Raw genomic sequence first — 19,839 nt, 5'->3', positions numbered from 1 at the left:
AATCAGCCGCCCGGGTTGGTCGGAGCGCTGTGAGAGTCGTCGCCCGGCGACTCCAGAAACTTTTCATTGGTGGGCGATTGGATGAATTCCTGTGGATCGATAGCGTAGTGCAATTGCAGCAGGAAGTTGCGATACTTCACGTAGTAGATCATACTTGGTCCGCCAGCGCTGGCCGGCAGGGCTTCGTACTGGATGGTCGCGGCGCTCAGGCCGTTGAGGTATTCGCTTCGTTTGGCGTAGTAGTGACGCAACACTGCGGCCCGAACCGCGCGAGTCAGGTTTTCTTCAAGCGTACGCAGGCGCATTTCCGGCGAGGTCCGCTGGTTGCGGATTGCCTCTTCCACCCTCCGGAATTCCTGCCGAATGCCCTCGGTCGGGCCAGCCAGCAGGGCCGCAGGGACCAGGGCCGTCAGGCCAAGCAGCAGAGATAGCAACGCCTTCATTCGATTCCCTCGCTATCAGTATTTCGGCGCCACGGCCTGCGCTGTTTACGCCTCGCCGTCACTTTTCCGGCCGCAGCGGCGTGTAAGCGGTCAGAAAATAGCGCTCACGCTGCTCCGCGTCAAACAGTATGCAGACCTTCTGGCCAACCGGCGCCGCTTCGGCGCTGAGAATGGCCCCCGGACCATAGCGCTGGTGGACGACGCGCTCGCCGACGCGATACTGACGCAGGTCCGTGCGTTGTTGGCTCTTGCCCCGCCAGTGCATTGTGCCGCCCGCTGCAGCGCGCGGCGGTCCTTCCGGCGGCGAGGAGTGCAACTCTTCCAGTCCGGGTCGTGATACGAAGACCCTACTATCCACTTCGCGCAAGAAACGCGATGTCGCTCTGTTTTCGTAGCCGCCAAAGACCAGGCGTCGCCGGGCGCCGCTCAGGAAGAGTTGTTCGCGCGCTCGCGTCAGCCCTACATAGAGCAGGCGACGTTCTTCCTCTAAGCCGCCCTCCTCCACCGCCAGGGCATGTGGAATGTAGCCCTCTTCCAGGCCGGCAATGAAAACCACAGGAAATTCCAGACCCTTGGCATTATGCAAAGTCATCAAGAAAACGCTCTCACCTCCGTCTGCACTACGGCCTTCCACATCGGAGGTATACAGAGCGATGCGCTGCAGGTAGTCGCGAAGCATCGGCGGCGACTGGCGCGCCTGATCGGGAACGAAGGATGCCGGATCAACGTTCTGATCTTGCACCAGTTGCGGCGTGGCCAGCCAGTCCTTTTGAAAGCGTTCTACGCCGGCCAGAAATTCGCGCAGGTTTTCCAGGCGGCCCGGAGCGTCATGGCTGCTATCGTTTTCCAGCCATTCCTCGTAGCCGCTTTCGCGCAGGATTCGTTCGGCGAGGCTGGCCGGGGCCTCCAGCGCGGGATCGCCTGCGGCCTGGGTCCAGTCTGCAAAGCGACGTGACAGCGCTACAAGCTTGCCAGCGGCGCGAATGCCGGGCAGCTCGCCAACGCGCCCCAGCGCTGCCAGCAACGAAAGTCCCTCGCGCGCGGCAAAGGCGCGCAATTTGTCGAGCGTGGTTTCACCGGCGCCCCGCGGCGGCGTATTCAGGATGCGCTCCAGGCTGAGGTCGTCTGCCGGATTGACTGCGACCGAAAGGTAGGCCAACAAGTCCTTGATCTCCTTGCGTTCATAAAAACGAATGTCGCCAACCAGAACGTAGGGAATGTTGTCATCCTGCAGCGACTTTTCCAATGCGCGCGACTGGGCGTTGGTTCGGTAAAAGACCGCCATCTCGCGGTAGGCGCGGCCCTGCGAGCGTAAACTTCGCAACATGCTGACAATCGCCCGCGCCTCTCCTTCCTCGTCCTCGTAGCTCTGGTAGCGCAGTCGATCTCCGGACTCGCGCTGCGTATAAAGCGTTTTCTCATGACGCTGTCGATTGTGCGCGATCAGCGTCGAAGCGGCCCGCAGGATCTCGGGGGTGCTGCGGTAGTTCTCCTCCAAGCGTAACAAGCGCGCTGAAGGATAGTCCTTCTGAAAATTCAGAATATTGCTGATGTCTGCGCCGCGCCAGGAATAGATCGATTGATCATCGTCGCCGACGGCCAGTATGTTAGGCCGCGACGCTGCCAGCATCCGACCCAGCAGGTACTGCACGCGATTTGTATCCTGGTATTCATCAATCAGCAGATAGCGCCAGAGATTTTGATAGTAGGCCAGAAGGTCCTCATGTTGCTCCAGAAGTCGTACCGCTTCATACTGCAGATCGCCGAAGTCCACGGCGTTTGCTGCACGCAGCCGCTTGCGATATTCGCGATAGATCTCGGCAATGCGCGATCCATAAAAGGCGTCGGTCCCGCCGTCTTCCGGGGACTGGTAGGCGTCGCGGGCGCGATTGATAGCCTGGGCCGCCGCCTGCGGCGTCAATCCTCCGTCGTTCATTTTGAGATCTTTCATCACCGTCTTGAGCAGCGTGGTCTGCGCGGATTGGTCGAGAACGCTAAAGGATGACTTCAGACCCAGGCGATCGGCGTTGCGACTGATCAGATAGAGGCCCAGGGAGTGGAAGGTGCGTACAAAGACATTTTCGGCCATTGGCCCCATGATCGAGGCCAGGCGTTCGCGCATCTCGCCGGCTGCCTTGTTAGTAAAGGTTACCGCTACAATCCGCCAGGGCGCGACATTGTGGATGCGCGCCAGATAGGCGATGCGATGTGTGATGACTCGCGTCTTGCCGGAGCCGGCGCCGGCAACTATCAACAGCGGCCCCTCGCCGTGTTCTACAGCGGCGCGTTGGACATCATTCAGTCCGCGGATTAGCTCCGCTTTGATTTTCTCAGTCAGCGACATGCCAGAGACTCAACTCGTCTTCCCGCCAGCGAACATCCGCAAAGCGGCGCAGGCCCTCCAGCATTTCCCGAGGCGCGTAGATGGCATCGGCCTCAGGCCCAGGATCAGCGACCAGCCTTGATTCCAGCAGAAGCAGCCGATCGCAGCGCTGCATGGAAGGCCGCAGGGCGCGCAGCAGACCCGGTCCACATTCGATCAGCGCATCATTGCAGCCGGCCGCCGTCAGCCAGGAGCGCAAGGCGGCAGGGAATTGCGCATCGCGCACCGCTGGCAAAGTAGAGCAGTCGGCGGCCAGCGTCAGCCAGCGCCGATCGCCGTTTTCCAGCAGCGCATAGTGCGGCGCTGGCCCAGGCAATGCCGCCTGCATGCGCAGCCAGACGGCGGCATCTTGAAAAAAATCGCCAAGCAAGAAGAAGCGACGCGGTTGCTGGAGCGGCGACTGAAGCAGCATCGCACAGTGCGCCACAATCGAAGCGCTCAGCCAATCGCGACCGGATCTTGCGCCTTCGGCCGCCTGGCTTAGAGCCTCCGCATCAGCAGAGCGTACGTTGAGCTGCGGACGATCGTAAACAATTGTGCCGGGACCGACGACCACAGCATCCATTCTGGAGCGCAGGGCATGTACGAAGGCCGTAGCTGCCGGCCCGCTGATCCTCTGCCTGGCGCTGCGTCTGCCCATGCGACCGGCGCTATCGATCGCCGCTTTGAGATGCAGGCGCGGCCCCTGCCCGCTGCTGCGCGAAACAAATCCGGCCAGGAAGTCGTCGGCCAGTCGCGCCAGGGGCGGCCAGATAGCGGCGCGGCGACCAGCGCTTTGCAGCTGCTCGATGCCGGAAATCGCGAGGCTTGCGTCGCGGCAGCCGGCGCGCAGCGTATGGAGAGCGTCCGTGGCGAGGATGCGACGCGTGCAGGGCGGCGTCCGGCCGGTGTGCGTGCAGGGTTCGAGGGTCACATACATGCGCAGCGCATCAGGCTCTGCACCAAACGGCGGCCTGTGTGCAGTCAGACGATCCAGCGCGACAATCTCGGCATGGCGACTGCCAGGCGGCTCGGTCGCGCCGGCTGCAGCCTGGGACCAGGATCTGCCGCAACGCTCCAACACAACCGCCGCCACCGGCGGGTTGGGCGCGCTTCTTCCCATGGCCAGCAGCGACTGCCGCGCCAGCTCCTGCAGCGCGGTCTGCAATAGTAGCCGCAGTGCGATCAGGCGCCCCGCAGGCGCGCCCGGAATTCTTCGTAGTACTGAACAAAGTGGGCGGCAATGAAGATCGACGAATAGGTTCCAACAACAATGCCGAAGGCAATCACCAGTCCAAAATCAATCAACGTCTGCGCGCCGCCCAGAAGCAGGGCCAGCACCGCCAGCAGGGTCAACAGCGAGGTGATCGTCGTTCGCGACAGGGTCTGGGTAATTGCCAGGTTCATAGTCGCCTTGACTGTCGCCTGAGCGTGGTCCTCGGCTGTCTCGCGAATACGATCGAAAATCACGATCGTGTCATTGATCGAATAGCCGATGACCGTCAAAACGCCGGCCAGTACCGGAATACTGGGCTCAATGCGCATCACGCCAATAAATCCAATGGTAAAGAACAGGTCGTGTAGCAGCGCCAGCGAGGCGCCCAGCGCAAAGGCGAAGCGGAATCGGAATGTCAGATAGATGCCAATGCCGGCAAAGGTGAAACCCAGAAGCCCGATGGCCATTTCGGTCAGATTTTCGCCATAACTCGCGGCGATCGTTTCGCGCGACTGAATGACCTGAGGCTCCAGCTTGAGCTCGGCCAGCGCTGCGCTTTCGATCACATCGAGCACATTGTAGGAGCGACGCAGCTCCGCCGGGATCGGCTTGCCAGCGCGGCGCAAAATCTCGGCCTGTGCATCGCGCTCTCGCTCTTCTTGCTTCAGACGGGCTGCTACCTGGTCGCGCAGCGCCGGGCCCAGCTCCACGTCGTACTTATTGCCAATCAAATCCGTCACGCGCACTTGATCAGGCTTGTAACCGGCCCTGGTGAACGCCGCTTCCAGGGAATCCTTGTTCATTCCAGCCGGAAGGATCATGGAGAAGCGAATGCCGCCATTGAAGCTGATCGACTGCTTGAATCCGCCAAAATGGATATAGGTCGTTGCCAGCAAGGAAACGATGCCAATTGTTGAAACCAGAATGAACAGCAAACGAAAGCGCGAGAACTGGATCATCTTCCGCCTCCCTGGCGGGCAAAGCCGTAGCCGATGGAGAGCCGGCGGAAAGCGCTCAACTGCTGAATCCAGCTGAAGATCAGCCTGGATACAAAGAGCGCCGTAAACATCGAAGTAATCAGGCCAAAGAAAAGCACGATGGCAAAGCCGATGATCGGCCCATCCTCGCTTCGCGACAGCACCAGGGCAGCGATCAAGGTTGTTATGTTTGAATCAAGAATCGTCCAGAGCGAAGATTTGAAGCCGCTGTCCACGGCAACCGAGGCTGCCTTGCCAGCGCGCAGGTCTTCCTTGATCTTTTCATAGATGATTACATTGGCATCGACGGCCATACCGACGGTCAGAATGGCGCCGGCAAATCCGGGCAGAGTCAGCGTAAAGCCAAGCAAACTGAGCACCGCCGTCATAATTACCAGGTTCAGAAAAAGCGCCACAACCGCTACGGCCCCTGACCACTTGTAGTAGCCGAGCATGAAAAGCACTACAACGATGAAGCCCAGCACAATGGAAATGACGCCGTTGACGATGGACTCCTGTCCCAGGCTTGGGCCGACAAAGGAAACCGAAATCACTTCCAGCGGCATCGGCAATGCGCCCTCGCGTATCACTCCGGAAATTTCGGAGGCCTCGGCTTGATCAAAGTCGCCGGTGATCTGGCCGCTGCCGCCATAGATCGGTCCTCTGATGTTGGGATCGGAGACTACGCGATCGCCCCACAGGATGGCCAGCTGCTTGTTGACGTTCTGGGCAGTAATGTCGCCAAACCGCTCCGCGCCGGCGGCGGTCAGGCGAAAATGAATCTCGTAGTAGCCGGAATTTTGACCAACCGCCGCATCGGCGTATGACATATCCGAACCGTCCATCACCGGCGGTCCAAGAACTCGAAATTCCAGCGGCACGGCAGCCCGACCCTCGATGCCTGGCGGACGACGCCACAGCAAAAAGAGCCGACCCTCGTCCGCTTTGATGCCGGCCTTAGCTGCGGTATCGGCCAGAATTTGATTCACCTCAAAGCTGTCGACCCGACCGCTGGCGTAGATCTGGCGCAGACTGCGCAGGGCGGCTGCGCTTTCCGGCGCACTGTTAACCCGATTTGTTGCGTCGTCGTTTACAATTCGATATTCAACCGTCGTCGTGTCCTTGATACGTTCCAGTACCTCCGAAGAGTTAGCGGCGCCCGGCATATCGACGGCGATACTCTCGCTCTCCGGTTGGGCGCGCACCTCAGGCTCGGTCAGTCCCTGGGCGGCCAGTCGCTTGTCGATAATCGTCTTTGCTTCACGCAGCAGCTCCAGACGACGGCCGGCATCGAGATTCAATTCAGACTGTAAAACGGCGAGGCGATTGCTGAGTTCCTTCTTTTCTTCGGCGTCAATGCCAGGCTGTGACAAACGATCGCTGACGCGGCGGATTTCCGGCTCATTCTTTTCGCGAATCCGCTGCAGATAGGATTCAAAATCGGCGCGAAATACGGCGCGCATACCGCCCTGCAAGTCCAGGCCAAGCTTGATGCGCAAATCGCGAAATCCGCGTTCCGTCCAGAAGCCGGTCAGGCGCTCGCTCCAGTGAGGCAGCAATTTCGTATCCCGTTCATCGATCAGGTTCGGAAAGGCCTGAACCAATTCATTGATACGAGCGCTGGTAATGAAGCGACCGCTGAGCACACATCGCCGCTCGGCGCCATAGGCGCCTTCGGCGGCGGGGAGACATTCCGCCCCGGGAAAGTAGAGGCGTAAACCGTTCTCGCGGTCCTGAACAAAATCCTGCACCTCCGCGGCGCTTACCTCAACGCGCTGCCCCGCAGCATCGCGGTAGTAACTGCGAAAGGCGATGGCCAGTTGCTGGGTGGCGAAGTTGGGCAGCAGCAGCAGAATGGAGATCAGCACAACCACGCCGGCCAGTACACTGCGAAAAATCAGATCACTTTTTTCATTCATGGTCCAGGAGCTATCCTTCCACGGGATTGGAGGAAATTCAGGGGCGTCCGCGGCCGCCGCGCAGCCGGTAGAATATGAACAGTATGATCGCGCCCACAACCAGCAGAAGATTCAGATAAGTTTTGTCGGCGCCGAATTTGTCCCAGAGCCGGGAAAAGAATCCGGGACCGCGAGGCTGCGGCGGCGAGCTTTGCTCAGCTTGCGCGGGGCCTGGGTCGGCCGCTTCGGCGCCCTCGGGGATCGAGAAGCTTTCGCGCGCCGCGGCTTCATAGCCCGGGATGAAACCGAAGTCCAGATCGGGCAGCTCATTGAGCACGCCGACCGGCGCATTTCCGCCGGCATCTGGCGACGCGGGGCTCGGCGCAGCCGCCTGCTGCGGCCGCGGGGCCGCAGGCGGGCGAACCTCGCGCCGCTCCGGCTGCTTCTGCTGCGGCGGTGCAGCCGGGCGCGTCGCTGGCGCAGGCGCCGCAGGCGCAGGGGCCGCTACTGGAGACTCGACGGGGGCGCCTGCAGGCTTATCTTCCGACGGCGCCTGCGCCACAATCCCTGGCCCCAAGAGCAAGCTCAGCAGCAAAGTCAGTCGCAGAAGGTAGGCCTTCATGGATTCCCGTTCTTAAGGAAGCGTTTACTTCTTTTTCGCCGGCTTTGAATCGGCGACTTCAACCGCAGTTCCGTTCTCACTTACCACGGAACTGATTGCCGACCGGAGAAATTCAATGCGTGCGCCATCGCCCACATTGAGCGTGACGGTTTCATCTTTTACATTGGCGACGGACCCCAGAATACCGGCAGTAGTCACTACGCGATCGCCCTTCTTCAAAAGCGACAGCATCTCCTTTTTCCGCTTCTCCTCTTTGCGCTGCGGCCGCATCACAAAGAGCCACATGAACAAGAAGAGGCCGCCAATCACGACAAAGAAGAAAGGATCGCCAAAGCCAAAGGGGCTTTGAGAGCCAGGCGCTGGCGCCTGCTGAGCGCCGCTCGAAGGGGTCGGCGCGCTAGCCGACTGCTGGGCGATGTACTCGAGCATATCCATGCGCGGCAGCGTCTGCGCCTGGGCTGCGACTGTCCACACAAAAGGCGACCAAAGACGCAGGCCGCTACTGCTGAATCCAGCGCTCCAGTACGGCGGCGCCGGCGCCGCTCTGCAACGTCGCCATCGCCCGATCCGCAGCTTCCTTCCATCCAGAACTGACCCTGGCCGCGCAAAGCGCGACTGCTGTATTCATTGCCACGGTTGCATTTTCCGCATCGCTGCCGTGACCGTTTAGAATAGCGCGTGCGCGCAGCAGGGCATGGGCGCGATCGCCGGCCCGGATTTGATCAAGACTGTAACGGACCAGGCCAAAATCCTCCGGCGCAATCCGGCCGCGCTCCAGGACCTTGCCATCTTCGATTCGTATGTAATCCGTTTCCACTGCCGGACTGATCTCATCCAATCCATCCAGCGCATGGACCACGAAGGCGCCGCGACGACCAAGCATCGCCAGCGCCTCGGCCAGGGGAGTCGCAAATCGGGCGTCGAAAACGCCAACCACCTGGTGCGTAATTGGCGCCGGATTGGTCAGTGGTCCAAGCAGATTGAAAATAGTGCGAACACCGAGCGCGCGCCGCACCGGGGCGGCGTACTTCATCGCCGGGTGCCAGGCCTGCGCAAACAGGAAACAGATCTTTGCGCTGGCAAGGCTTTGCACACACTCCTCTGGATTCATTGCCAGACGAACGCCCAGCTCTTCCAGAAGGTCAGCGCTGCCGGTACTGCTGGATACAGCGCGATTGCCATGCTTGGCAACGGGCAGATCCATCGCCGCCAGGCACAGGGCAGCCAGCGTAGATATATTGAGCGTTCCGCTACGGTCGCCGCCCGTTCCGCAGGTATCCAGTAGCAGCGGCGGCGCCCCGCCGCTCCAGGTCAGAGCCGCACTGCGCATTCCGCGAGCGCAGGCTTCAATCTCCTGGGCGCTTTCGCCTTTCATGGCAAGGGCCGTCAGCAAAGCAGCCGTCCGCGCTTCGCCGGCTTCGCCAGTCATGATTGCCGTGATTGCTTCGCTGGCCTCCGCCGCAGTCAGATTCTGGCCGGCGATCAATTTACGTAGAATGTCGCTGATGCTGCTCTCGTTCATGAAGACGTCTTCCGTCGAAGATTGTAGGGCGGCAGAAATAGCTGGTAGTTCGTAATCAAATAGCGGATGCCGGAGATCAAAGTCATGAAGGTTGTCAACAGCATCAAGAAATAGGGCGAGAAACTGGCCAGCTGATACACCACGCCGCCGCGATCAGCGCTGAAATTGCGCAAATTGCCGAGCGCCACTTCGTAGGCCGAGATACCCTGCAGCTGTGCCGCCTCATAGCTGGCATTGATCGCATCGCGCTCGCGATAGGAAATCATCACGAACGTAATGATGATCGCCAGGATGCTGAACATCTGAAAGGCTGTCTTGAATTTTCCAAAGCGCGAAGTGCGCAGGCTCTGCCCGCGATAAACGGCGAGATAGCGAAGTACGGTAATCAATAGATCGCGACCGATGATACAAAGCACCATCCACATCTGCACTTGAACAGACATGCTGATGAATGTCAGGAGCGCCGCAGTCACCAGCGCCTTGTCAGCCAGGGGATCCATAAACTTCCCCAGCTCGCTTTCCTGGCGCAGTCGACGAGCCAGATAGCCGTCAATGAAGTCGGTGATGCTGGCCGCTGCGAACAGTGCAAAGGCGGCGAGACGACTGGCCTGGTCCTTTTGCAGAAGCAGGAAAATAAAGATCGGAACTGTCAGGAATCGCAGAAAGGTCAGAATATTTGGGATCGTCCAGATTCGATTCACCGGGCGCTCCTTGCCAGCAGTCTGCCGCTCATGTCATATTCAAAGAAGCCGCTGATTTCAACATCGACCATATCGCCAGGCCGCAAACCAGGTTCCGGATCGAGGAATACAAGCTCATCCGCTTCCGGCGCATCCTGCGGCCGCCGGACGGCCAGTTCCTGACCGCTGGATTTCTCTACCATACAACGGTAGCTGCGCCCGACGCGCTGTGCGTGCAATTCGCGCAACACCGCCAGATGCGCCTGACGCAGCCGATTGGCGCGCTCGGCCTTTTGCTCCTCGCTCACCGGATCGCCAAGATCGAAGCCGGGACTTCCTTCCTCCGGGCTATAGGTGAAGACGGCCATTTTCTCGGGGCGCATTTCCTTAATGAACTCCAGCAACTGCTGGACGTCCTCCTCTTCCTCCCCTGGAAAGCCGACCAGAAAGCTGGTGCGAATTTCCAGGTCCGCAAACAGGTCCCGGGCCAGGGCAAATAAATCGGCAAAATGGTTTCGGTCGCCGGAGCGGCGCATGGCGCGCAAAACGCGCGCGCTAACATGCTGCAAGGGAGTCTCCAGATAAGGAACCAGCGCCGCAGGTCGACGTCGGGCCAGCTCGCGCAGCAATTGTTCGGTACGAGCATCGGGATACAGATAGAGCAGCCGCAGCCATTGCACGCCCGGCAATTGCGAAATATCTTCGACCAGGCGCGGCAGCGCCTGCACATCTCTTCCCCCGTAACGATTTGTATCCTGGCTCACCAGCATCAATTCCCGCACGCCGCGCTCGACGAGCGCCGCACATTCAGCGAGAATTTCGGTCTCTTCACGCTGCCGGAATGGGCCGCGAAATTGCGGGATAGCGCAAAAAGAGCAGCCGCGATCGCAGCCGTCGGACAATTTTACTGGAGCATAGGGTCGACCGAATCGCGTCGGCAGAAAATTGGCAAGCGACGAAGCCTGATCGATGCTGTGGGCGCCGCTCAGTCCAAAACGCTCCGCTACGATTTCACCGGCGCGGTGGTAGATCCCCGTTCCAAAGCTGAGGTCCACCTCCGGCAATTCATTCTGCACCTCGCTGCTATAGCGTTCAGCAAAGCAGCCAGCCAGAACGAGATGCTGTGCGCCATGGCTGCGCTTCAGTTGCGCCGCCTCCATGACCATCTGAATTGTTTCTACGCGCGCCGACTCAATAAAGGCGCAGCTGTTGATCAAGTGAAGGTCCGCTCGGTCGGCGCTTGTGGCGCGTTCAAAACCCTGCCGGGCCAGGCTGACATCCATCTCTCTGGAATCAGCCTGGTTCTTGGGACAACCAAGAGTTGTAATGTAGTAGCTGGCCGCCATTGCGCTGCCGGTCTCAAGGCTCTAGCGCCTGGCAGGGAGTAATTCAACGACCTGCCAGGGGCCGGCCAGCAATTTACTGAACTACCTCGATGCTTTCTTCAATACGCGAGGCGCCAGGATCCAGCGGATGGGGAACGCGGCGGTAAACCAGATTTACAATTTTGCCAGGAGGTCCGGCAACCCTTGGTGCAGCCCCCTCGCGGAAGATGCGTACGCCGGCGCCATTGCCAATGCGAATCTCAAGGCGGTTGCGCGCTTCCAGGGTGCGCCGCTCGCCGGCGGCAATCTCCCGACCGCTATGCGCGGCGCCGTCTTCCACCCACGACAGGAAACTCACGCTGTCAAACTGCAGTGTAACCTGGATATCCCCGCCGCCGCCTGGCGGATTGTTCTGCCCGGGCGGATTGCCTTCAGGGGTTTCGCTCTCGGTCGGAGGAACTACGGCAGAGCTGCCAGCGCCGGTTTCAATGGCTACCCGGGCGCTTACATCGCCAAGTACGTCGGGAGTAATCAATACCGGTCGATCAAGTCCGGCCAGTTCCGCAGCGCTGGCGTCGAGAGTGATGGTCTGACCCTCGCGGGCTTCGAAGGAATAATTGTGATCTTCATTGATGCGCAGGTGGAAGGCGCCGATTGCCTGCTGGTCCGCGCCGCGCTCTACTTTGTCCAGACAGAGTACCAAAGTGTGCGCCCCGGTTGTAAAACGCACGGCGTTGGAAAGCGAAAGCTGCTCTTCACGCGGCAAGGAGCCCTGCGGCGGCAAGGTGATCGGCGTCACTTCATCGCGCTGGCAGTAGGCCCCGCCGCCGGATGAGGAAGACCAGTGTGGCAGGGAAATCAAACCGCTGGCAAAGCTGGCAATGATCAGAATCAGTGCGCCAGCGCCGGCAGCCAGATACCAGTAGCGCGGATTGACAGCAGATAAATTGAAGAAGGGCAGTACCGGCGAGGTTGCGCGTGTCAGTTCCTTGAGCGGCGCCTCGGAGAGATCGATTTGATGGCCGCGATAGAGATTGATCAAATGGTCGGTATCGAGATTCAAATATTCGGCATAGTTGCGCAGAAAGCCGAGGGCATAGGTTTCGCCAGGAAATTGGCTGTAGTCCTCGCCTTCCAGCGCTTCAATATAGCGCGGAGTGATGTTGGTTTCGCGGCCCACATCCTTGACGGACAGCTTACGCAGTTCGCGGGCCTCGCGCAAGATTGCGCCTACTCGTTTTGACAGAACCATGGAAATATACCGTCCCTGATTACTGCTCTTCGCGCACCAGGGGGTTGGGCACCACCCGGACGCCTTCAGCCGGCTCGTACTGGAACAGCGAGCCGGGGATCTGCGGATTGAGCTGTATATCGCTAAAGGTAATCACACTTTTCTTACCGTAACCATCCGCGCCTTCCGCTCGCTGGATCAGGTAGCTCTCTGGATCGACAAAAAGGCGCATACGTTCAAATCCGCCAATCTTCTCCCGCTGCTCGAGATCCAGGACGAAGTAATTCTTGCCATCTACGCTGCGCGGCTGCTCAGGCGTATCGAAGTGGTAATGGTACTTGCGAAACAATCGGCTCAGCCCGGTGACGACATCGCTTTCGAACACTGGCTTGTCATTCTGGTTGTTGCGTTGTAGATCCAGCTCTTGTTTTCCGACGGCATTCAGACGCCGAATATAGGTCCACATGATGCGCCCATCGGAAACAATCAGATTGCCAGCCGGCTGGTCGAATTCATAGCGAATCCTGCCTGGCTTCTGATAGAAAATCCGGCCGCTCATCTGGGCGCCGCGCGATCCTTCCGTAGTTGATATGGAAAAGCGAGCCTGGTAACTTTCCAGCTCCGAAAACTTGTTCTGTACACGATCGGCCACATCCTTGTGGGCAATCCAGCTACGACCGGACTGGTCCGCGAGAATGGGCTCCTCCCGCCGGCAGGCGGCAAATAAGAGCAGCGCCGCCGTCAACAGGCCCAGGACGATGTATGGCTTATGACGCATTGCAACAAGCTACCAGGGCTTGCATCACGCCGCTTCCGTCAAGACCTTCTGAGAATCTCGCGCGGCTTGTTGCCCAGGGCGGGGCTGAGGTAGCCGCGTTGCTCCATGATTTCAATCAAATTGGCGGCCCGATTGTAGCCGATGCGCAGTCGTCGCTGAACATAGGAGGTCGAGGTTTTGCCGGATTCCTCCACCACCCGCCAGGCCTGCTGGAATAGCTCCTCATCGATCTCCGAATCATCGTCGCCGGCTTCTCCCTCCAGCGCATCATCCAGATCGACATAGGCTGGTTCGCCAAAACGGCGCGTCTCGCGGACGATTTTTTCAATTTCGTCCTCAGTAATCAAGGGCGCCTGCAGACGCACCAGGCTGGTGGATGCCGGCGATTTGTAGAGCATATCGCCCTTGCCCAAAAGGGTCTCAGCCCCATTCATATCGAGGATGGTACGGCTGTCGGTACGCTGCGCCACCTGAAAAGCGATGCGCGCCGGACAGTTGGCCTTGATCAAGGCCGTGATCACATCCACCGAAGGACGCTGCGTGGCCATAATCAGATGGATGCCGACAGCGCGCGCCTTTTGCGTCAGACGAATGATCGAGTCTTCGACATCTTTTGCAGAGACCATCATCAAATCGGCCAGCTCGTCAATGACCATAACGATGTAGGGCATGCGCGCCCGCCCTTCTCCAGATTCCAGACCGGGCAGCGCCTGCGGACCGGCGATGCGATCGTTATAGGAACGAATATCGCGACACTTCAAGCGGGCCAGAATCGAATAGCGCCGCTCCATCTCCGCCAGCAACCATTGCAATGCCTTGGATGCCCGGCGCACATCGGTGATGACCGGCATGATCAAGTGCGGTATGCCGTCGTAGAGTTTCAACTCCACCATCTTCGGATCAATCATGATGAAGCGAACATCTTCCGGACTGCGCGTATAGAGCAGCGAGGCAATGACTGCATTCATGTAGACCGACTTGCCGGCGCCGGTGGCGCCGGCGATCAGCAGGTGCGGCAAACGTGTAAGATCCACATATTGCTTTTCGCCGGCGATATTCTTGCCGGCCACAATGGTCAAATCGCGACGGGACTTCAGTTGCTCCAGCTCGCCGCGCAACAGATCGCCAAGCAGCACCGGTTCACGATGGCGATTGGGAATCTCCACGCCAACTGTAGCTTTGCCGGGGATCGGCGCGATGATGCGCACCGATGGCGCCTCAAGGTTCATCTTGATCTCGTCTTCGATTCCAAGGATGCGGGCCACGCGGACGCCCGGCTCCAGTTTTACTTCGTAAAGCGTAATGATTGGTCCGCGCTGGATCTCCACCACCCGCGCCTGGATGCCGTAATCGCGCATGACTTGCTCCAGACGACTGCGCGTTTCCTGGATTTCACGCGAGATGTCTTCCGGGGGCCGGCCCTTCGCCGAACCCAGAAGCGAGCCGGGAACGCGGTACTCGCGAGCCTTTAGGTTCAAGACCGGAACCATCGATTCAACCGGCGAACGTTCCGATTGAATGGCGCGGCGCGGCGCTTCGGCGGGGAGCGCAAGTGTTGCCTCCTCCGGACCTGGCAAAGCCGCTGCAAGCTCGACCCTCGGCATTGCATCCATCTCTTCGACTTGCACTGCTGTCGAGGAATCGAATGGGCTCTGTCCTTCAGCCGTCTCTTCCATCTCCTCTAAGTCCGCCTTCAGGCTCGACGGCGCTCCATGCTCAGCGGCCGTCGCCGGGACGGAGGCCAGACCTTGACGACTCTGGCGCGCCACATCTTCCTGCCTCGATTCCTCAATCGCTTCAAACCACGTAGCGCTATCTTCCAGCTCCACCTGCAGCGCGGCGCCAGGCGCAGGCCGCGGCAGCGGGGCGCGCTCCAGCAAGCTCAGATCAAGCGGACGCATCAGGGAAGAGCGCTGCGGCGGCGACTGGAGGCGCGATGACCGCGCCCGATTGCCAGAGAAATCGCCAAAGTGAAAACGAGCGCCATCATCGCTGAAATACCCGCGCAGGCCGGCTGTGGCCTGAAGGGGACGGGGCGGAGTAGCGGGTAGCGCGCGCGCCGGCGGCCGCGGCATACGCGGAGCGCGCAGTGGCGGCGCTGCAGGAGAAGCTGACAGGGGCGTCGGCGCAGGGCTTGCAGCAGGCGCCGCGCTGGCGACCGGCTCGCGCTCGGACGCGGACGTGGAGGGAGGCGATTGGGCAAGCGGCGCAATCAGATCCTCGACGCGCTGGATCCATGGCTTGTTTTCAGCCTCGGATCGCTCCAGCACGGCGCGCGGTTGAGCCGGGCGGCGCTCTATGCTGGTCGGCGCCGGCGCCATCCACAACTCGCGTTGTAGCAGTCGTTCGCCCGTCTCGCGCAGCCACAGCTGCACCCTGCGCAGCGCCACCGGCGCCGGGATTCGGACTGCCAGGAAAATGCCGCCCATCAGAACGCCGGCGGCAATGATCAAGGCGCCGTAGTGACCAAAGAGCGATTGTAGAGCGCCGCCAGCACTGAGGCCAATCAGTCCGCCGGCGCGCTGCGAGGCGCGACCATCCTCGGCAAAGGCCAGCGCTGCAACCAGCGCTGTGCCAAGCAGCAATGTCAGGAGCGCCATCACCCGCGAAAGCGGATCGCTGAATCCGCCGCGGTAGAGCGTGAGCGCGCCAAGCAGCAGCAAATACGGGCCAAGCAAGAAGGAGGACTTGCCCAGCATGAAGAAGCTGGCGGCGGCCATCCAGTGACCGGCGCTGCCAATCAGATTGTCTGCGGCCGAGGGTTCGGCGCCGCGTGAAATCTGCGCTTGATAGGAGAGCAATGCCAGAAAGGACAGCAGGCCGGCAATGATCAGCGCTACTGCAAGGGCCTCGGTCAATGCCGACTTACGAAATGCTGGGGCCGCGGGGGGCGTGGTTGCGGTAGCAGAAGATGCGGGCGTAGCGGAGAGCGGACGGTTTTCCTCCATAAACGGAATGTCGGCGGCTTTTGCAGACAGGCCGCGCTTTTTCTGCCCGATGAGCGGGCAGCCGTGTAAGCCCGTAGCGACGCAGACTACAGGGAAAAGCGGAGGCCGTAGGCTACGTAGTTGCTGCCACAGGTTGGCGGACAGAGCAGACCGTAGCCTCCCGAGCGATGGTGCACGCGTAAGAAGACGCGAGGCTGGTAAGCATCGAGCGGAATTGCCGCCTCCGCCTCGAAAAGCAGAAAGTTCAGCAAATTGCGACTGTATTCCGATTGCGTTCCCGGCGAAAGCGGACTGCGGCGCGGATTCTCCAGATCGGGATTGCGCGTGGCCAGCGAAAGGCCCTCGCCAGCCGCCAGACTGAAGCCGCCGCCGCTTGATTGCCAGCGAGCAACCAGGGCGCCGTTGAATTCCATGTGCGTGGTGCGTCCGCTGTGGCGCACCACCTGCCCTTCGGCTTCCAGCGGCAACTCCATCAAGTCCAGAGCCAGCGGCCGACTGTAGCTGAATGCATGGAGGTAGTCGCCGCGATAGTCGGTGCTTGCAGTCAGCAAGATGTCGCCCAGATTGGTGTCGCTGAATTGCCCGTAGTAGTAGGAAAGCGACGCCCTTCGCTGCGGCCTCGCTTCTCCCGCCGCTGCCAGCGGGGCCGATGCAAACAGCAGCAGGCCGAGGATGCCAGAGCCCAGTCGCATAGCAGTTAGATGAGTTGCGGCCGCGGAAGGTTCAAGCAGAACGAGCTGGCCTGCGAAAAGATTCAGGCCAGTCCGGTGCTGCCAAATCCGCCTGCACCGCGATGCGTTGCATCTGGGTCCAGAGGCGTCTTGCTTTCTTCCCAATCAAAGTCAATGCTGCGTTCCAGCAGAATCTGTGCAATTCGCTCGCCATGTTTGATGCGCAGCGGCGCCTGACCCAGATTGACAACCAGTACTCGAAACTCGCCACGGTAGTCGCTGTCGATGGTGCCAGGCGCGTTGGGCAAGGCCATACCTTCGCGCAAGGCCCGACCGGAACGGGCGCGCACTGAGATCAAATAACCTGGCGGAATTGCAAACCACAGACCGGTCGGCACGTCGATGCGATCGCCAGGACCCAGGACAATTTCCAGATCTGGCGGAAGACAGGCGTAAACGTCCAGAGCGGCCGCGCCGGGCGTGGCCTTTTCCGGAAGTCGCGCGCCTGGCGCCAGAAAGACCTGAACGCGAGGCCGCTCGCCGCTCATAGTCAAGTCAGCTGTGACGGCCGCGATCGGAACGGCCGCGACGGTGGTCTCCGTGACCACGCCCGCCGCCGCCCCGGTCGCTGTGACCGCGACCGCCGCGCTCCGGACGTCCGCGATCGCCGCGATCGCCGTGTTCGCCGCCGCGATCGCCGCGCGGCCGGCCGCCCAGTCCCACGTCCTTATGCGCCAGGTCAATGCGGCCGGTACGATCGACGCCGGCTACAATCACCGGCACAATATCGCCTTCTTTCATCACATCGCTCACTGCACGCACCCGCTCCAGAGACATCTTGGAAATATGCAGCAGACCCTCGCGACCCGGGAATATCTCAATGAACGCGCCAAAATCCACCAAACGCTTGACGATACCGTTGTACTCGTCGCCTTCCTGAATGTCGCGGAAGATATCTTCAACCATGCGTCTTGCATGGTCATTGGCCTCGCCCGAAGCGGAAGAGATGCTGACCACGCCGTCATCCTCGACGCTTATTTCGGCGCCGGTCTTTTCAATGATAGCGCGGATGATTTTACCGCCCGGCCCGATCAGCTCGCCAATGCGGTCCGGATCGATTCGAATCTGTGTAATCCGGGGCGCCATTGGCGACAGGCTATCGCGCGGTTTGCTGATGGCCGCATCCATCTTGTCCATGATGTGCAGACGACCCTTCTCCGCTTCGCCCAGCGCCTCGCGCAACAGCTCAATAGAAATCCCGGTTAGCTTTAGATCGAGTTGAAAGGCGGTAATGCCCTTGCGCGTTCCGGTTACCTTGAAGTCCATATCGCCAAAATGGTCTTCAATGCCGGCGATATCATAGAGAATAGCGTGTTTGCCGCTGGCCTGGTCGCTGAACATGCCCATGGCAATGCCGGATACAGCGGCGCGCACAGGTACTCCCGCCGCCATCATCGCCAGCGAACCGGAACATACCGTGGCCATGGATGAAGAGCCGTTTGATTCCAGAATCTCCGAAACAATACGTGTTACGTAGGGAAATTCCTTCTGATCTGGGAGCACCTCGCGCAGTCCGCGAAAGGCCAGATTGCCATGGCCGATTTCGCGGCGTCCCGGCCCCATCATGCGCTTTACTTCGCCCGTGGAATAGGGCGGGAAATTGTAATGCAACATGAAGGTGCGGATTTGCTGGCCGGCCAGAGTTTCGTAACGCTGATTGTCAGCCGCAGTGCCCAGCGTTACCACGCCCAGCGATTGCGTCTGCCCGCGCGTGAAGACCGCGGAGCCATGGGCGCCGGGCAGCACGTCCAGCTCGATGCTGATATCGCGAATCTCGTCGGCGCGACGGCCATCGGCGCGCTTGCCAGTCTGAAAGAGATTATTGCGAACAACCTCGTACTCCAGTTCGTGAAGGAATTTTTTGATATCCTTAACGGCGCGATCCAGTCCGACAAAGTTCTCGGAAGCCAGCTTCTCCTGAAAGTGCTTCACCGTTTCTTTGTAAACAGCTGATATGCCTTCGCTGCGGCCCATCTTGTCCGAATTGCGATTGGCTGACTCCAGTTTGGCAAAGGCATAGTCGCGGACAGCAGTCATCAATGTCTGGTCTGGCTTGTGTACAATCACCTCGCGCTTGGCCGCGCCGTTGTTCCGGGCCAGCTCCTCCTGAAACTTGAGCCGCTCACGAATGCGCTGGTGCGCAAATTCCAGGGCGGAAATCATTTCCTCATTGGTAAATTCGCGGCAACCGCCCTCAATCATAGTTATGGCGTCCTGCGAACCGGCCACTACCAGCTCCAGATCGCTGGCTTCCTTTTCTTTCAGCGATGGATCGGCGACAAACTGCCCATTGATGCGACCCACTACCACGCCGGCGATCGGGCCATGAAACGGAATATCAGAAGCCATCAGCGCTGCACTGGCGGCGGTAATGGCGTGGCCCTCTACGGAACAATCGGCGTCCGCGGAAAGCTGTGTAATCAACAACTGAACCTCGGAAAGGTAGCCTTCAGGAAAGAGCGGTCGTACCGGACGATCAATCAATCGCGAGATCAGCGTCTCATGCTCTGCAGGGCGCTGCTCGCGCTTGAAGTAGCCGCCGGGGATACGGCCGGCGGCGTAAAACTTTTCGCGATAATCGACGGTCAGCGGAAAGAAGTCCTGGCCTTCGCGCGGCTCCTTCTCGGCGCAAACCGTAGCCAGCAACGTGAGCTTGCCGGTGCGAAAAACGACGGCGCCGTGGGCCTGCTTGGCCCAGTTGCCGGTTTCGATAGACAGAGTCTGACGGTCGGTTTTGGTTTCTGTACGTGATACGGGCATAGTACACCTGTGGCGGGGCAGCCTGCGCTGCACTCCGAGCTGCGTTATTACTTACGAATACCGAGACGCTGGATCAGCGACCGGTAGTGCTCTGCGTTCTTGCGCTTCAGATAGTCGAGCAGGCGACGGCGCTGCCCTACCAGCTTCAGCAATCCGCGGCGCGAATGATGATCGCGAGCGTGGGTCTTGAAATGCTCAGTCAGATCTCGGATACGCGTGGTCAGAAGGGCGACCTGCACCTCGGTGGAGCCGGTATCTTTGCCATGGCGCTGGTGTTCTTTGATCAGTTCTTTTTTTACAGTCTGCGTTGCCATACAGCGATTTCACTTTACACTTTGAGTCATCT

Annotated in this window: 17 protein-coding genes; all 17 read right to left on the bottom strand. The window is 60.0% G+C overall.

The features are described 5' to 3' along the window. Nucleotides 1-2: 2 nt before the first annotated feature. Entirely contained in the window at nt 3-443 is a 441-nt protein-coding gene (locus K1X75_07030) for a hypothetical protein (GenBank protein MBX7057805.1), read from the bottom strand. A gap of 58 nt (nt 444-501) precedes the next feature. Further along, complete coding sequence (locus K1X75_07025) at nt 502-2,787, bottom strand: UvrD-helicase domain-containing protein (GenBank protein MBX7057804.1); 2,286 nt, start codon at nt 2,785-2,787, stop codon at nt 502-504. Continuing rightward, nucleotides 2,774-3,973, bottom strand: coding sequence for a dihydrofolate reductase family protein (locus tag K1X75_07020; protein MBX7057803.1), 1,200 nt, complete (start codon nt 3,971-3,973; stop codon nt 2,774-2,776). Before K1X75_07020 ends, K1X75_07025 begins: the two co-directional genes overlap by 14 nt. Before the next feature lie 17 nt (nt 3,974-3,990). Beyond that, complete coding sequence (gene secF, locus K1X75_07015; protein MBX7057802.1) at nt 3,991-4,980, bottom strand: protein translocase subunit SecF; 990 nt, start codon at nt 4,978-4,980, stop codon at nt 3,991-3,993. After that, complete coding sequence (gene secD / locus K1X75_07010) at nt 4,977-6,917, bottom strand: protein translocase subunit SecD (protein MBX7057801.1); 1,941 nt, start codon at nt 6,915-6,917, stop codon at nt 4,977-4,979. The genes secF and secD overlap by 4 nt, the downstream gene beginning before the upstream one ends. A 37-nt stretch (nt 6,918-6,954) precedes the next feature. Next, the gene (locus K1X75_07005) at nt 6,955-7,518 is read right to left on the bottom strand and encodes a hypothetical protein (GenBank protein ID MBX7057800.1); all 564 of its coding nucleotides are present in this window, start codon (nt 7,516-7,518) and stop codon (nt 6,955-6,957) included. A 24-nt stretch (nt 7,519-7,542) separates the two neighbouring features. Further along, nucleotides 7,543-7,992, bottom strand: a complete 450-nt coding sequence (yajC, locus tag K1X75_07000) for a preprotein translocase subunit YajC (GenBank protein ID MBX7057799.1) — start codon at nt 7,990-7,992, stop codon at nt 7,543-7,545. A gap of 25 nt (nt 7,993-8,017) precedes the next feature. After that, on the bottom strand, nt 8,018-9,040 hold the full coding sequence (trpD, locus tag K1X75_06995; GenBank protein MBX7057798.1) for an anthranilate phosphoribosyltransferase: 1,023 nt from the start codon (nt 9,038-9,040) through the stop codon (nt 8,018-8,020). Next, nucleotides 9,037-9,741, bottom strand: coding sequence for a CDP-diacylglycerol--glycerol-3-phosphate 3-phosphatidyltransferase (gene pgsA / locus K1X75_06990; protein MBX7057797.1), 705 nt, complete (start codon nt 9,739-9,741; stop codon nt 9,037-9,039). Before pgsA ends, trpD begins: the two co-directional genes overlap by 4 nt. Further along, nucleotides 9,738-11,066, bottom strand: a complete 1,329-nt coding sequence (locus tag K1X75_06985) for a MiaB/RimO family radical SAM methylthiotransferase (GenBank protein MBX7057796.1) — start codon at nt 11,064-11,066, stop codon at nt 9,738-9,740. The genes pgsA and K1X75_06985 overlap by 4 nt, the downstream gene beginning before the upstream one ends. Nucleotides 11,067-11,139: 73 nt before the next feature. Further along, nucleotides 11,140-12,297, bottom strand: a complete 1,158-nt coding sequence (locus K1X75_06980; protein MBX7057795.1) for a helix-turn-helix domain-containing protein — start codon at nt 12,295-12,297, stop codon at nt 11,140-11,142. 19 nt (nt 12,298-12,316) lie between these two features. Next, nucleotides 12,317-13,054, bottom strand: a complete 738-nt coding sequence (locus tag K1X75_06975; protein MBX7057794.1) for an outer membrane lipoprotein carrier protein LolA — start codon at nt 13,052-13,054, stop codon at nt 12,317-12,319. Between the two features lie 38 nt (nt 13,055-13,092). Beyond that, nucleotides 13,093-15,483 carry a cell division protein FtsK gene (locus K1X75_06970; GenBank protein MBX7057793.1) on the bottom strand — a complete coding sequence of 797 codons (2,391 nt, stop codon included), beginning with the start codon at nt 15,481-15,483 and terminating at the stop codon, nt 13,093-13,095. A 605-nt stretch (nt 15,484-16,088) separates the two neighbouring features. Beyond that, complete coding sequence (locus tag K1X75_06965; GenBank protein ID MBX7057792.1) at nt 16,089-16,694, bottom strand: hypothetical protein; 606 nt, start codon at nt 16,692-16,694, stop codon at nt 16,089-16,091. Nucleotides 16,695-16,756: 62 nt separating this feature from the next. Beyond that, the gene (dut, locus tag K1X75_06960; protein MBX7057791.1) at nt 16,757-17,221 is read right to left on the bottom strand and encodes a dUTP diphosphatase; all 465 of its coding nucleotides are present in this window, start codon (nt 17,219-17,221) and stop codon (nt 16,757-16,759) included. A 7-nt stretch (nt 17,222-17,228) separates the two neighbouring features. Beyond that, nucleotides 17,229-19,493, bottom strand: a complete 2,265-nt coding sequence (gene pnp, locus K1X75_06955; GenBank protein ID MBX7057790.1) for a polyribonucleotide nucleotidyltransferase — start codon at nt 19,491-19,493, stop codon at nt 17,229-17,231. Nucleotides 19,494-19,540: 47 nt separating this feature from the next. Further along, the gene (gene rpsO / locus K1X75_06950) at nt 19,541-19,807 is read right to left on the bottom strand and encodes a 30S ribosomal protein S15 (protein ID MBX7057789.1); all 267 of its coding nucleotides are present in this window, start codon (nt 19,805-19,807) and stop codon (nt 19,541-19,543) included. Nucleotides 19,808-19,839 lie beyond the last annotated feature (32 nt).

The organism is Leptospirales bacterium, from assembly GCA_019694655.1.
Taxonomy (GTDB): domain Bacteria; phylum Spirochaetota; class Leptospiria; order Leptospirales; family Leptonemataceae; genus SSF53.
Note: the sequence above shows the minus strand (reverse complement) of the source record. Positions and strands in the feature narration are given on the sequence as shown.